Consider the following 12096-nt stretch of genomic DNA (forward strand, 5'->3'; position numbering starts at 1 on the left):
GCCCCCAATTGATGCCTGTCCCCCCACGGAACCGCCCATGGACCCCACCGTCTTCCACGCCACCACCATCCTCTCGGTCCGCCGCGGCAACCGCGTCGTCGTCGCCGGCGACGGCCAGGTCACGCTGGGCAACACCGTCATGAAGGGCAATGCCCGCAAGGTCCGCAAGCTGGCGGGCGGCAAGGTGGTCGCCGGTTTCGCCGGTGCCGCCGCCGACGCCTTCACGCTGTTTGAAATCTTCGAAGGAAAACTCGACCAGAACGGCGGCCAGCTGGTGCGCGCGGCGGTCGAGATGGCCAAGGAATGGCGCACCGACCGCCGGCTGGGCAAGCTCGAGGCGCTGCTGGCGGTGGCCGACAAGGACACCTCGCTGGTGATCTCCGGCAATGGCGACGTCATCGAGCCCGAGGATGGCATCGTGGCGATCGGTTCCGGCGGCCCGTACGCGCTGGCCGCGGCGCGGGCGCTGTACAACCACACCGACCTCGACGCGCGCACGATCGCCGAGAACGCGCTCAACGTCGCCGGCGACATCTGCATCTACACCAACCGCAACATCGTGATCGAGGAACTCTGATGTCCGAGCTGACCCCCCGCGAGATCGTCGGCGAACTCGATCGCTACATCATCGGCCAGGCCGGCGCCAAGCGAGCCGTCGCGATCGCCCTGCGCAACCGCTGGCGGCGCATGCAGCTCGAGCCGTCCATGCGCGACGAAGTGATGCCCAAGAACATCCTGATGATCGGCCCCACCGGCGTCGGCAAGACCGAAATCGCCCGTCGCCTGGCGGCGCTGGCCAACGCGCCCTTCGTGAAGGTCGAGGCCACGCGGTTCACCGAAGTCGGTTACGTCGGCAAGGACGTCGAGCAGATCATCCGCGACCTGGCCGACATGGCCGTGAAGATGTTCCGCGAACAGGCCAAGCAGCGCGTGCACACCCAGGCCGAGGAGCGCGCCGAAGACCGCATCCTCGACGTCCTGCTGCCCAAGCGCCGCGGCCCGGGTTTCGCCATCGAGGTCAATTCCGAAGGCGAGAACGAAACCCGCAACAAGCTGCGCCGTCAGCTGCGCCAGCGCGAACTCGACGACCGCGAGATCGAACTCGAGCTGCAGCCGCCGATGGGCGCCGGCATGGACATCATGACCCCGCCGGGCATGGAGGAAATGGGCCAGCAGCTGCGCCAGATGTTCCAGTCCATGGGCGGCGGCAAGGCGCAGAAGCGCACCCTGGCCGTCAAGGCGGCGCTGCCCATGCTCATCGAGGAAGAGGCCGGCAAGCTCGTCAACGAAGACGAGGTGCGCGCCCAGGCCATCACCGCCTGCGAGCAGAACGGCATCGTCTTCATCGACGAAATCGACAAGGTCGCCAAGCGCCAGGACGTGCAGGGCGGCGACGTCAGCCGCGAAGGCGTGCAGCGCGACCTGCTGCCGCTGGTCGAAGGCTCGACGGTGAGCACCAAGTACGGCTCGATCAAGACCGACCACATCCTGTTCATCGCCTCGGGCGCCTTCCACGTGGCCAAGCCGTCCGATCTCATTCCGGAGCTGCAGGGGCGTTTCCCGATCCGCGTCGAGCTCGGTGCGCTCAGCCGCGACGACTTCAAGCGCATCCTCACGGAGCCAAAGAACGCGCTGGTGCGGCAGTACATGGCGCTGCTGGCCACCGAGGGCGTGAACATCGGCTTCGATGAGAGCGCCGTCGACCGCCTGGCCGAGATCGCCTTCCTGATCAACGAACGCCAGGAGAACATCGGTGCCCGCCGCCTGCACACCGTGCTCGAGAAGCTGCTGGAAAAACTCAGCTTCGAGGCGCCCGACAAGGGTGGCCTGTCGCTGATGGTCGACAAGGCCATGGTCGACGAGCAGCTGGGCGATGCCGTCCAGGACCCCGACCTGAGCCGCTACATCCTCTAGGCCCCCGGGCCGGAGTCGACCCTCCCATGCGAATCGAGCAGGCAGTTGTCAGGTTTCCGGCGCAGGCCGGGTCTACCGCTTCAAGTGTTCCCTGGAGCCGACATGCCCGCCGTTTCCGCCGTCTCCAACCTGGCCGCCGACCGCCCGGCACCGCGCTCCCGGCCGGTGCCTGAGCCGCGGCCGGCCATGGCGCAGGATGCGCCCCGCATCGAGGACGTGCTGCGCGAGCACGGCCCGATGCTGGCGCGCATCGCCGGCAGCTACGAAGCCGAGCCCGCGCGCCGCGACGACCTGCTGCAGGAAATCAGCCTGGCGGTCTGGAAGGCGCTGCCGGCCTGGCGCGGCGACGCCTCCCTGCGCACCTTCGCCGCCCGCGTGGCGCACAACCGCGCCCTGGACCACCTGGCGAAGGAAAAACGCGCCCAGGGCGACGAGCTGCACGACGAACATCCGGACCCGGTCGCCAACCCCGTCCGTCACGCCGAAGCGCACCAGCAGCGCAGCGACCTGGTCGCCGCCGTTCGCCGGCTGCCGCTGGGCCAACGCCAGGTGGTGGTGCTGGCGCTGGAGGGCTTTTCGCAGCGCGAAATCGCCGACAGCCTGGGGCTGGAGGAAAACACCGTGACGCAGCGCCTGTCCCGCGCGCGCCGCCAACTCAACGAGTGGCTGGGAGACGGCGCATGAATCCGAACACTGACTGGGACGCGCTGTCCGCCACCTGGCGGCAGCAGGACGCGCCGGCCATCGACGTCGAGGCCCTGCGCCGCGAAGCCAGCCGCCGTGGCCGCACCCTGCGCCGCACCGTGTGGCTGGAAACCGGGCTGACGGCCCTGGTCGTGCTGTTCTGTGCGCTGGTCACCCTGGCGCCAGGCAGCGATGGGTTCGAGCGGCGCCTGTTCGGAGGCCTCGCCGTGCTGATGGTGGCCTACCAGGCCTACATGGTCTGGCTGCGGCGCCGCGAGTGGAGCGAAGCCGGCCTGGACGCCACGGCCCTGCTGGACCTGGAGCTTCGCCGCTGCGCGACGACGCTGCATTACTGGCGATTCGGCATGTGGACCGTGTTGCTGATGTGGCTGGGCCTTTATGGATTCTGGCTGTGGCTGCTGGCCCAGGATGGCGAACCCAGCCGCGCGGCCGGCCTGGTGGGCGGCCTGTACATCAACGTGCTGGTGATCCCGCTGATGGGCCTTTACGGCCTGTGGCGATGCCGGCTGGCCCGCCAGCGCCGCGAGCGCCTGCTCGCCCTGCGCGAGCAGGCGCGCGAGCCCTAGAATGCCGCGATGACCAACCCGCCGCGCCCCACCGACATCGTCCTGCACAAGGCCTCGCACCTGCTGGAGGTGGCGTTCGACGACGGCCGCCGCTTCCGGCTGCCCTGCGAGTATCTGCGGGTGGAATCGCCCAGCGCCGAAGTCCAGGGCCACGGTCCGGGCCAGAAGGTGCTGGTGGCCGGCAAGCGCGACGTCAACATCCGCGCCATCGAGCCGGTCGGCCACTACGCCGTGCTGCTGCGCTTCGACGATGGCCACGAGAGTGGCCTCTACAGCTGGCGCCTGCTCGCCACCCTGGGCGAAGAACACGACACCCGCTGGCCCGCCTACCTGGCCGCCCTGGAAGCCGCCGGCCTGTCGCGCTAGAGCAGTTCCAGCAGGCGCCCGGTCGGCCGGCCGATGACGGCCCGGCCGCCCACCTCCAGCACCGGCCGCTCGATCAGCTTCGGGTGCGCCGCCAGCAGCGCCGCCCACTCCGCGGCCGGACGCTGGTCGTCGGCCGACAGCCCCAGGGCCTTGGCCTCGTCCTCCTTGAAGCGCACCAGCTGCCGCGGGTCGCCGCCCAGCTTGCCCAGCAGGACCAGGAGGTCGGCCGGGGAGGGCGGCTGCCCCAGGTAATCGACCACGTCGGCCGTCACGCCGCGGTCCTGGAGCAGTTTCATGGCCTCGCGCGACTTGCTGCAGCGGGGGTTATGCCAGATCCGTATCGTCTTCATGGGCCCATGATGCCAAAACCCGGCTCTGGCCCCGGTTTATACTTGCGGCATGGACGAGAAGAGCGGCGAGCAGACCACCCACTTCGGTTTTCGCGACGTGCCGGTGGGCGAGAAAAAGAAGCTGGTCGGGCAGGTGTTCAGCTCGGTCGCGCGCCAGTACGACCTGATGAACGACCTGATGTCCCTGGGCATCCACCGGGTCTGGAAGCGTTATTTCGTGGGCACCTCCGGCGTCAAGCGCGGTGACCGCGTGCTCGACCTGGCCGGCGGCACCGGCGACATCGCCGCGCTGCTGCACGAGCGCGTCGGCGCCACCGGCAGCGTCGTGCTGGGCGACATCAATGCGCAGATGCTGGGCGTGGGCCGCGACCGCCTCACCGACCGCGGCCTGGTGCGCGGGGTCAAGTACGTGCAGCTCAACGCCGAAGCCCTGCCTTTCCCCGACGCCAGCTTCGACCTGGTCACCATTGCCTTCGGCCTGCGCAACGTCACCGAAAAGGCCAACGCGCTCAAGGAAATGCACCGGGTCCTGAAGGTCGGCGGCCGCGCCCTGGTGCTGGAATTCTCGCAGGTGAAGCCGGAATGGTTCCGCCCGGTCTACGACTTCCACTCCTTCCAGGTGCTGCCGCGCCTGGGCAAGCTGTTCGCCAACGACGCACACAGCTACCAGTACCTGGCCGAGTCCATCCGCAAGCATCCGCCGCAGGACGAACTCAAGGCCATGATGGAAACGGCCGGTTTCGGCCGCTGCGATTACCGCAACCTCAGCGCCGGCATCTGCGCGATCCACTCCGGCTACAAGCTGTAGGGGCGCCGCCAGGCGCGCAGTCGGTCAGTCCGCGCGCACCCGCCAGGCTTCGGTCAGCGAGATCAGCCCCTGCCGGGCCAGGTTCACCGCTGCCTGGGTCAGCGGCACCATGCCTTCCTCGAGCGCCGTCGCGTGGATCCTGTCGGCTTCGGCCCCCGGCACGATGAGCGACTGGATGCGCGGCGTGACCACCATGAACTCGTACACCGCCCGGCGCTTGAACAGACCCAGGCCCTCGCAGTGCGAGCAGCCGCGGCCGGCGTGGAAGACTTCTTCCGGCCCGACGCCCAGGCTTTCGCGGATATGCGGGTCCACGTCCTCCACGTCCTTGCAGTAGGTGCAGGTCAGCCGCACCAGGCGCTGCGACATCACCGCCAGCAGCGAGGCGCGCAGCAGGTAGGCCTCCACGCCCAGGTCCAGCAGGCGCGTCACCGTCGTGGCGGCGGTATTGGTGTGCAGGGTGGACAGCAGCAGGTGGCCGGTAAGCGCGCTTTCCACGGCGATGGCGGCGGTTTCGCGGTCGCGGATCTCACCGACCATGATCACGTCCGGGTCGTGGCGCAGGAAGTTGCGCATCGCGCTGGCGAAGGTGAACTGCGCGGCGCGGTTGACCTGCATCTGCTGGATCTCGTCGATGTAGAACTCGACCGGATCCTCGATGGTCAGGATGTTGATGCGCTGTTTGCGGAGCTCCAGCAGCATCGCGTAGAGCGTCGTTGACTTGCCGCAGCCGGTGGGTCCGGTGGTCAGGAACATGCCGTGGCTGCGCCCCATCACGTCTTCGATGCGGCGGCGGTCGTCTTCGGTCAGGCCCAGCTGGTCCAGGTCCCACAGGCTTTCGTTGGTGTCGAGCAGGCGGATAACCACGCTTTCGCCAAACACCGCCGGCAGTACCGAAATGCGCAGGTCGACTTCGCGGCCGTCGTCGAGCGTGAACGTGGTGCGGCCGTCCTGGGGTTTGCGGTGTTCGGCCAGGTTCATCGAACCCAGCACCTTCACGCGGCTGGTGACGGCCGGATGCAGGCTGCGCATCAGCCGGCGCACGGGGACCATTTCGTCATCGATGCGGTAAAGCACGTCGGTGCCGTTTTCGCCGGGGCGCAGGTGGATGTCGGACGCGCGCCGGGCCACCGCGTCGGCGATCAGGCCGTGCACGATGCGCACCACCGGCTTTTCCCGGGACAGCCGCTGGGCTTCCTGCTCGCTGGTTTCCACGGTGGTGCCGGCGGGGTCCACGCCAAGCTGCCGGGCGATGTCCTGGTCCTCGACGCGGTCGTAGTGCCGGGCAATGGCTTCGCGGATCTCGCGGGGCGTCGCCAGCAGGGCGCGCACGCGCTGGCGCGACAGGAAGTCCAGGGTGCTCAGGGCCTCGTTGTTGCCCGGGTCCTCCATCGCCACGGCGACGTTGCCGCCACGCACCAGCAGCGGTACGGCGCGCAGGCTGCGGGCCACTTCCGGGCGGATCAGGCTGGTGGCGGCCTGGTCGGGCGCCAGGTCGTCCAGCCGCACCAGGGGTACGCCCAGGGCGCGGGCCTTGTGGAAATGGGCCTCGGTGGTGTCGTCCCCCAGGGCCAGCCAGTCATCGGGCTCCAGCCCGCCATCGTCGTGGTTCCAGGGCGAACCGGTGGACGAAGACTCCAGCCACTGGGCCAGGGCCCCGGGCTCGGTGATCAGGGTCGGGCTGCGCGGCGGGGCTGGGCTGGACATGGGCGGGCTCGGCAGTGGCTCCCGTCCAGTATGCCGCGCCTTCAGGGTGGCTTATTTGTCCCAGGTCAGGTTTACCGGGCGGGCCGGGAACCGGGCCCGGCCTGCGATAGAATCGGACGGTCCCGCCGTACGGAAACGCCCATGCGCCGCCTCAGCCTGATTCTCGCCCTGCTGCTGTCCCAGCCAGCCTTCGCCCAGGCCACCGCCCAGGCCCCGGCCGATGGCGACCGCCGCAGCGATGAACACTCCTACGCCCAGCCCGACAAGGTGCGCATCGCGAACCTGGGCCTGGACCTGGCCGTGGACTTCGCCGAGCGCCAGCTCGAGGGTCACGCCACGCTGGGTCTGGACTGGGTGGACGAAGAGGCCCGCGAACTGGTGCTCGACACCCGCGACCTGGCCATCGAACGCATCGAAGGCCGCAACGGTGACCGGAAGTGGCGCGAACTCGAATTCGTCCTGGCCGAGGAAGACGAACGATTCGGCAGCAAGCTCACGATCGCCATGCCGCGCCAGTACGAGCAGGTGCGCATCCACTACGCCACGTCACCCGAGGCATCCGGCCTGCAGTGGCTGGCACCCAGCATGACGTCCGGCGGTGCGACCCCCTTCATGTTCAGCCAGTCGCAGGCCATCCACGCCCGCAGCTGGGTGCCGCTGCAGGACACGCCCTCGGTGCGTTTCACCTACACGGCGCGCATCCGCACCCCGGCCGACGTGATGGCGCTGATGAGCGCCGACAACGATCCGGCGGCCGAGCGCGACGGCGACTACCGCTTCACCATGCCCCAGGCCATCCCCAGCTACCTGATGGCGATCGCCGCGGGCGACCTGGTGTTCAAGCCGATCTCCGAACGCGCCGGCGTCTGGGCCGAGCCGCAGGTCATCGACCGCGCGGTGAAGGAGTTCGAAGACACCGAGAAGATGATCCAGGTCACCGAGTCGCTGTACGGACCCTACCGCTGGGGCCGTTACGACCTGCTGATCCTGCCGCCGTCCTTCCCCTTCGGCGGCATGGAAAACCCGCGCCTGAGCTTCATCACGCCGACGGTCATCGTCGGCGACAAGTCGCTGGTGTCGCTGATCGCACACGAGCTGGCGCATTCGTGGTCGGGCAACCTGGTCACCAATGCCACCTGGAAGGACATGTGGCTCAACGAAGGCTTCACCAGCTACGTCGAGAACCGCATCGTCGAGGAACTGTTCGGCAAGGCCCGGGCGGACATGGAGTTCGTGATCAGCCGCAACGGGCTGCGCGAGGAGCTCAAGGACGTGCCCGAAGCGCAGCAGGTGCTGATGCTGCCCGCGCGCGTCGGCTCCGACCCCGAGGAAGCGCTGGGCGCGGTGGCCTACGACAAGGGCGCCTGGTTCCTGCAGTTCCTGGAGCAGCGTTTCGGTCGCGAAAGCTTCGACCCCTTCCTGCGTGCCTGGTTCGACCAGCACGCTTTCCAGTCGGCCACCAGCGAGCAGTTCCTGGCCTTCCTTGAAAGTGAGCTGATGGCCAGGCAGCCCGGTGCCGTCACCCGCGAGGAAGTGATGGCCTGGATGACCGAGCCCGGCATTCCCGCGTTCGCGCCCAGCATCGACTCGCCGCGTTTCGCCGCCGTCGACGCCGCGCGCGCCGACTGGCTGGAAAGCCGCGAAACCGCCCGCGACCTGCCCACCGCCGAGTGGACCACGCAGGAATGGGTGCACTTCCTGGAAGGCATGCCCAAGGCGCTGGAGCCCGCGCAGATGGTCGAACTCGACCAGGCGTTCCGCTTCACCGGCACGTCCAACGGCGAACTGGCCCAGCGCTGGTACCCGCTGTCCGAGCGCAGCCAGTACTTCGAGGCGCGGCCGGCGATGTCGCTGTTCCTGCGCAAGATCGGCCGGCGCAAGCTGATCATGCCCACCTACGAAGCCCTGGTCGCCAGCGAGGAAGGCCTGGCCTTCGCCACGCAGGTGTACGAAATGTCCAAGGCCGGTTACCACCCGATCACCCGCGGGTCGGTGGAATCGGTGCTGGCCAAGGCCCGCGAGGCCGCGGACGCAGGAACGCAATGACGTCCGAGCGTCCGGCGAGTTCGCGCAACAAGCTGCTGCTGGCCGGTGCCCTGGGCGTCACCATCGGGGCGCTGGGGCTCGCCGCCAGCGCGCCGGAACGTCTCCTGCAGGCCGAGTTTGCGCGCCAGCGCTGGCTGGCCGGTGCCGACCCGCTGGATTTCGACATCGCCGGCCACCGCTGGGCGACGGTAGCCGCCGGCCCGCGCGACGCGCCGCTGCTGGTGCTGGTGCACGGTTTCACCGGCAGCAAGGAAAACTGGCTGCCGCTGATGCGCGAACTCTCGCGCAGCCATCGCGTCATCGCGGTGGACCTGCCGGGCTGGGGCGAAAGCGACCGCCTGGCCGGCGCCGACTACGGTCCGGTGGCCCAGGCCGCGCGCCTTGCGGCCTTCATCAAGGCGCTGCCGCAGGCGCCGGAGCTGGTGGTCGGGCATTCGATGGGCGGTCAGATCGTCGGCCTGCTGGCCTCGCGCCACCCCGAAACCGCGCCGCGCATCGTGCTGATGTCCTCGGCCGGCGTGCGCTACGAAGAGAACGCCTTCGCCAACGCCGTGCTGGCGGGTGACAACCCCTTCCAGGTGACCAACCGCGCCGAACTCAAGCGTTACCTGGGCATTGTGTTCGCCGACCCGCCGTTCGTGCCCTGGCCGGCCAGCGAAGCCCTGGTGCGCCGCCGCCGTGCGGACGCGGACTTCGAACAGCGCGTGCTCGATGGCATCGGCCGCGGCCCGGACGCGTTCGCGCTGGAAGCCGAACTCGGCAACATCAGCGCGCCGACCCTGCTGCTGTGGTGCCGCGAGGACAAGGTGATCGACATCAGCGCCGCCGAAGTTTTCGCCAGGGGCCTGCCGCAAAGCCGCACCGTGATCCTCAGCGGCTGCGGCCACATGCCGATGATGGCCCAGCCGCGCCAGGTCGCCGAAGCTCTCACCGCCTTCGTGCAGTAGGCGGGCCCTGGCCCGTTTCCTGGATGAAAAAAAGGCCGCCCGGAGGCGGCCTTTCTACTCAAGCAGCGCGGGGCTTATTCGCCGGCGCGCGACTCGTCGCGGGCGGCCTTGAACGCGTTGCCTTCCACGTAGTTCGGCCAGGCGTCGTTGCCGGCCAGTTCGCGGCCGACGCCGTACAGCGCCTGCAGGTCCTGCACGACGCCGCGCAGGTCCCAGTTCGGGTCGAACTCGTCGGCGGCCTTGTGGTAGGCCACGGTCTGGTAGTTGGCCTGGATCTCGCGGCCATACTCCTTGCCCTTCTCGACATGGTCGATGCCGCCCTTGGCGTACAGCGCCGGCACGCCGAACTTGGCGAAGCTGAAGTGGTCGGAGCGGAAGAAGAAGCCCTTCTCCACGCTGTCCTCCTCAACCAGGGTGCGGCCCTGTGCTTCGGCGATCGGGCGCAGCACCTCGTCGAGCTCGCTGTTGCCCAGGCCGATCACCACGAAGTCCTTGGTGGGCCCGACGACGGACATCGCGTCCAGGTTCACCACGGCCACCGTGTCCTTGAGCGGGATCACCGGGTTGGCGGCGTAGTACTTCGAACCCAGAAGGCCCGATTCTTCCAGCGTCACCAGCAGGAACACCACCGAACGCGCGGGCTGCGGGTCCTGCACGGTGAAGGCTTCGGCGATCTCCAGCACGCCGGCGACGCCGGTGGCGTTGTCGATGGCGCCGTTGTAGATGTGGTCCTCGCCCTCGGAACCGGCCGACACCGCGTTGCCGTCGCCGCCGTGGGTGGCGCTGTGGTCGCCCAGGTGGTCCCAGTGCGCGGTGTAGACGATGGCTTCGTCCGGGCGCTCGGTGCCCGGCAGCTTTGCCAGGATGTTGCGCGAGCTGCCTTCCTTGATGCTCGAGTTGAGCGTGGCGCTGAAGGTCGCCTCGCCCAGGTCGACAGCCGTGAAGCCCGGCTGGTTGGCGGCGGTGCGCTGCTCGGCCAGGTCCAGCCCGGCGTCGGCGAACAGCTGCTCGGCCACTTCGCCGGTGATCCAGCCCTGCATCGGCAAGCGCGGCTCGGGATCGGACGAGACGGGCAGGTCGTACTGCGCGCCCGACCAGCTGTTCTTCACCACGTCCCAGCCGTAGCCGGCGCCGGCGTCGTCATGGATGATCAGCGCGGCGGCGGCGCCCTGGCGGGCGGCCTCTTCGTACTTGTAGGTCCAGCGGCCGTAGTAGGTCATCTTCTTGCCGCTGAAGAGATCGGTGCTGTCGACGTGGAAACCCGGGTCGTTGACCAGCATGACGACGGTCTTGCCCTTCACGTCCAGGCCTTCGTAATCGTTCCAGCCGGCTTCGGGCGCGTTCACGCCGTAACCGACGAACACCATTTCACTGGCGTCCACTGTCACTTCGGGCTGGGCGCTGCGGGTGCCCAGGGCCATCTGGGTGCCGAAGGCCAGCGGGCGTTCTTCACCACCGAGGGTGATCTTGGCGCTGGAGGTCGATTCGTCGGCGGTGGTTTCCACCATCGCCACGTCCTGGAACCAGCTGTCGCCATTGCCCGGCTTCAGGCCCAGGCGCTCGAACTGCGCCACCAGGTAGTCGGCGGTCATCTGCTCGCCCGGGGTGCCCGGGGCACGGCCGCCGAACGCATCGGACGAGAGCACCTTCACGTGGGCCGCGAAGTCCTCGGCGGAGATTTCCGGACCAAAGCCGTGGTCGGCCGACGGTGCGCTGGTCGCGGCCGGAGCGGCAGCGGTGCCGGTCTCGTCCGCCGGTTCCGACGACGGGCTGCAGGCCGACAGGGCCAGCGCCGCGGCGGCAAAAAGCAGGGTGTGTTTCATGCGTGGGGTCTCCAGCTGAACGGAAACCCCGATTCTAGCGCCAATGGGCCGGGGGCCAGCGTCGGCTGTTCAGCGGCCCCTGCGACCCGGCCGGGAGACCCGGCCCTGGCCCTGCTTTCCGGTCAATCCGCGCGCGGCGCGTCCGGGCTGTCGATCATGCGCGGCGCGATGCCCGACTGCTTGCCGACTTTCGCGTCGGGGTGCACGTAGAGCTCGACTTCCTGTTCGAACACCATCTCGCCGCCCACCACCGAGCCGGCAAGGATGACGATCCGCGGCGCGCGCTTGCGCTCGAACGACCACCAGCGCGTGTTGGGCTTCTCGACGCGAATGCCACCTTCCACGGTCGAGGCATCCAGAGTGATGTCGCCGTGCCGGGTCGCCAGCTGGCCGCCCACGCGGGCATGGTCGAAGATCAGGGCCCCGTTGACGTTCTCGACGTTGCCGACGATCTCGGCGCCCGCTTCAGCGCGCACGCTGCCATTGACCGCCTCCACGTCGCCTTCGATGCGGCTGTTGCGGCCAAGCCTCACGGCGCCGTTCACCACATCCAGTTCACGGGCGCTGGCGCCGTCCTCGAGCCGGATGCCGCCATTGACGGTCTCGGCACCGCCGACCTTGGCGTTGGCCTGGATGGTGATGCCGCCGTTGACCGTTTCGACCTGGCGCACCGTGGCGCCTTCCCGGATCGTGATGCTGCCGTTAACGGTCGAAAGCGAGCCGTACTCGCCACCGGCCTCGGCGGTGACGCTGCCGTTCATCTTGTCGATGTCCTGTTCGGCGAAGGCCGGCGTGGCGGCCAGGGCCAGCGAGAGGGGGATCAGGGCGGCGAGTGGACGAATGCGCATGGTGTAGCTCCTTGAA

Annotated in this window: 12 protein-coding genes; 8 read left to right on the forward strand and 4 right to left on the reverse strand. The window is 68.8% G+C overall.

Features of this window, described 5'->3' with window-relative positions; all coding sequences use genetic code 11:
- Positions 1 to 37 precede the first annotated feature (37 nt).
- The 5 genes from hslV (at position 38) to ACYVJH_RS11780 (ending at position 3551) form a co-directional block, all read left to right on the forward strand.
- A complete protein-coding gene (gene hslV / locus ACYVJH_RS11760; protein WP_460454830.1) occupies positions 38 to 577 on the forward strand; it encodes an ATP-dependent protease subunit HslV in 540 nt (179 codons plus the stop codon).
- Entirely contained in the window at positions 577 to 1914 is a 1338-nt protein-coding gene (gene hslU, locus ACYVJH_RS11765; RefSeq protein ID WP_460454831.1) for an ATP-dependent protease ATPase subunit HslU, read from the forward strand. Before hslV ends, hslU begins: the two co-directional genes overlap by 1 nt.
- Positions 1915 to 2016: 102 nt before the next feature.
- Positions 2017 to 2598, forward strand: coding sequence for an RNA polymerase sigma factor (locus tag ACYVJH_RS11770; protein ID WP_460454832.1), 582 nt, complete (start codon positions 2017 to 2019; stop codon positions 2596 to 2598).
- Positions 2595 to 3185: a hypothetical protein gene (locus ACYVJH_RS11775; protein WP_460454833.1), complete on the forward strand. Its 591-nt coding sequence runs from the start codon at positions 2595 to 2597 to the stop codon at positions 3183 to 3185. The genes ACYVJH_RS11770 and ACYVJH_RS11775 overlap by 4 nt, the downstream gene beginning before the upstream one ends.
- A 9-nt stretch (positions 3186 to 3194) precedes the next feature.
- Positions 3195 to 3551 carry a gamma-butyrobetaine hydroxylase family protein gene (locus ACYVJH_RS11780; RefSeq protein WP_460454834.1) on the forward strand — a complete coding sequence of 119 codons (357 nt, stop codon included), beginning with the start codon at positions 3195 to 3197 and terminating at the stop codon, positions 3549 to 3551.
- Here ACYVJH_RS11780 and ACYVJH_RS11785 read toward each other — a convergent pair.
- Positions 3548 to 3901: an ArsC/Spx/MgsR family protein gene (locus ACYVJH_RS11785; protein ID WP_460454835.1), complete on the reverse strand. Its 354-nt coding sequence runs from the start codon at positions 3899 to 3901 to the stop codon at positions 3548 to 3550. The two genes, ACYVJH_RS11780 and ACYVJH_RS11785, sit on opposite strands and share 4 nt — an antisense overlap.
- A gap of 49 nt (positions 3902 to 3950) precedes the next feature.
- Between ACYVJH_RS11785 and ubiE the strand changes: the two genes are divergently transcribed.
- Positions 3951 to 4709 carry a bifunctional demethylmenaquinone methyltransferase/2-methoxy-6-polyprenyl-1,4-benzoquinol methylase UbiE gene (gene ubiE, locus ACYVJH_RS11790; RefSeq protein WP_460454836.1) on the forward strand — a complete coding sequence of 253 codons (759 nt, stop codon included), beginning with the start codon at positions 3951 to 3953 and terminating at the stop codon, positions 4707 to 4709.
- Positions 4710 to 4733: 24 nt separating this feature from the next.
- Here the strand turns inward: ubiE and ACYVJH_RS11795 are convergent, their stop codons facing one another.
- Positions 4734 to 6416 carry a GspE/PulE family protein gene (locus tag ACYVJH_RS11795; RefSeq protein ID WP_460454837.1) on the reverse strand — a complete coding sequence of 561 codons (1683 nt, stop codon included), beginning with the start codon at positions 6414 to 6416 and terminating at the stop codon, positions 4734 to 4736.
- A gap of 141 nt (positions 6417 to 6557) precedes the next feature.
- On the opposite strand from ACYVJH_RS11795, the gene ACYVJH_RS11800 reads away from it, so the two are divergent.
- Together ACYVJH_RS11800 and ACYVJH_RS11805 are read left to right on the forward strand one after the other, a co-directional pair.
- Entirely contained in the window at positions 6558 to 8462 is a 1905-nt protein-coding gene (locus ACYVJH_RS11800) for a M1 family metallopeptidase (RefSeq protein ID WP_460454838.1), read from the forward strand.
- Positions 8459 to 9409 carry an alpha/beta fold hydrolase gene (locus tag ACYVJH_RS11805; RefSeq protein WP_460454839.1) on the forward strand — a complete coding sequence of 317 codons (951 nt, stop codon included), beginning with the start codon at positions 8459 to 8461 and terminating at the stop codon, positions 9407 to 9409. Before ACYVJH_RS11800 ends, ACYVJH_RS11805 begins: the two co-directional genes overlap by 4 nt.
- Before the next feature lie 74 nt (positions 9410 to 9483).
- Here the strand turns inward: ACYVJH_RS11805 and ACYVJH_RS11810 are convergent, their stop codons facing one another.
- Both ACYVJH_RS11810 and ACYVJH_RS11815 read right to left on the reverse strand, forming a co-directional pair.
- Positions 9484 to 11232: a M28 family metallopeptidase gene (locus ACYVJH_RS11810; RefSeq protein WP_460454840.1), complete on the reverse strand. Its 1749-nt coding sequence runs from the start codon at positions 11230 to 11232 to the stop codon at positions 9484 to 9486.
- A 122-nt stretch (positions 11233 to 11354) separates the two neighbouring features.
- A complete protein-coding gene (locus tag ACYVJH_RS11815; RefSeq protein WP_460454841.1) occupies positions 11355 to 12080 on the reverse strand; it encodes a DUF4097 family beta strand repeat-containing protein in 726 nt (241 codons plus the stop codon).
- Positions 12081 to 12096: the final 16 nt, after the last annotated feature.

Source organism: Arenimonas aestuarii, from assembly GCF_054781715.1.

Excerpts from the sequence above, each read along its gene's own strand:
- ACYVJH_RS11815 (WP_460454841.1), bottom strand. The coding sequence starts at position 12,080 with ATGCGCATTCGTCCACTCGCCGCCCTGATCCCCCTCTCGCTGGCCCTG.
- ACYVJH_RS11810 (WP_460454840.1), bottom strand. The coding sequence starts at position 11,232 with ATGAAACACACCCTGCTTTTTGCCGCCGCGGCGCTGGCCCTGTCGGCC.
- ACYVJH_RS11785 (WP_460454835.1), bottom strand. The coding sequence starts at position 3,901 with ATGAAGACGATACGGATCTGGCATAACCCCCGCTGCAGCAAGTCGCGC.
- ACYVJH_RS11805 (WP_460454839.1), top strand. The coding sequence starts at position 8,459 with ATGACGTCCGAGCGTCCGGCGAGTTCGCGCAACAAGCTGCTGCTGGCC.
- ACYVJH_RS11770 (WP_460454832.1), top strand. The coding sequence starts at position 2,017 with ATGCCCGCCGTTTCCGCCGTCTCCAACCTGGCCGCCGACCGCCCGGCA.
- ACYVJH_RS11780 (WP_460454834.1), top strand. The coding sequence starts at position 3,195 with ATGACCAACCCGCCGCGCCCCACCGACATCGTCCTGCACAAGGCCTCG.
- ubiE (WP_460454836.1), top strand. The coding sequence starts at position 3,951 with ATGGACGAGAAGAGCGGCGAGCAGACCACCCACTTCGGTTTTCGCGAC.
- hslU (WP_460454831.1), top strand. The coding sequence starts at position 577 with ATGTCCGAGCTGACCCCCCGCGAGATCGTCGGCGAACTCGATCGCTAC.
- ACYVJH_RS11795 (WP_460454837.1), bottom strand. The coding sequence starts at position 6,416 with ATGTCCAGCCCAGCCCCGCCGCGCAGCCCGACCCTGATCACCGAGCCC.
- ACYVJH_RS11775 (WP_460454833.1), top strand. The coding sequence starts at position 2,595 with ATGAATCCGAACACTGACTGGGACGCGCTGTCCGCCACCTGGCGGCAG.
- hslV (WP_460454830.1), top strand. The coding sequence starts at position 38 with ATGGACCCCACCGTCTTCCACGCCACCACCATCCTCTCGGTCCGCCGC.
- ACYVJH_RS11800 (WP_460454838.1), top strand. The coding sequence starts at position 6,558 with ATGCGCCGCCTCAGCCTGATTCTCGCCCTGCTGCTGTCCCAGCCAGCC.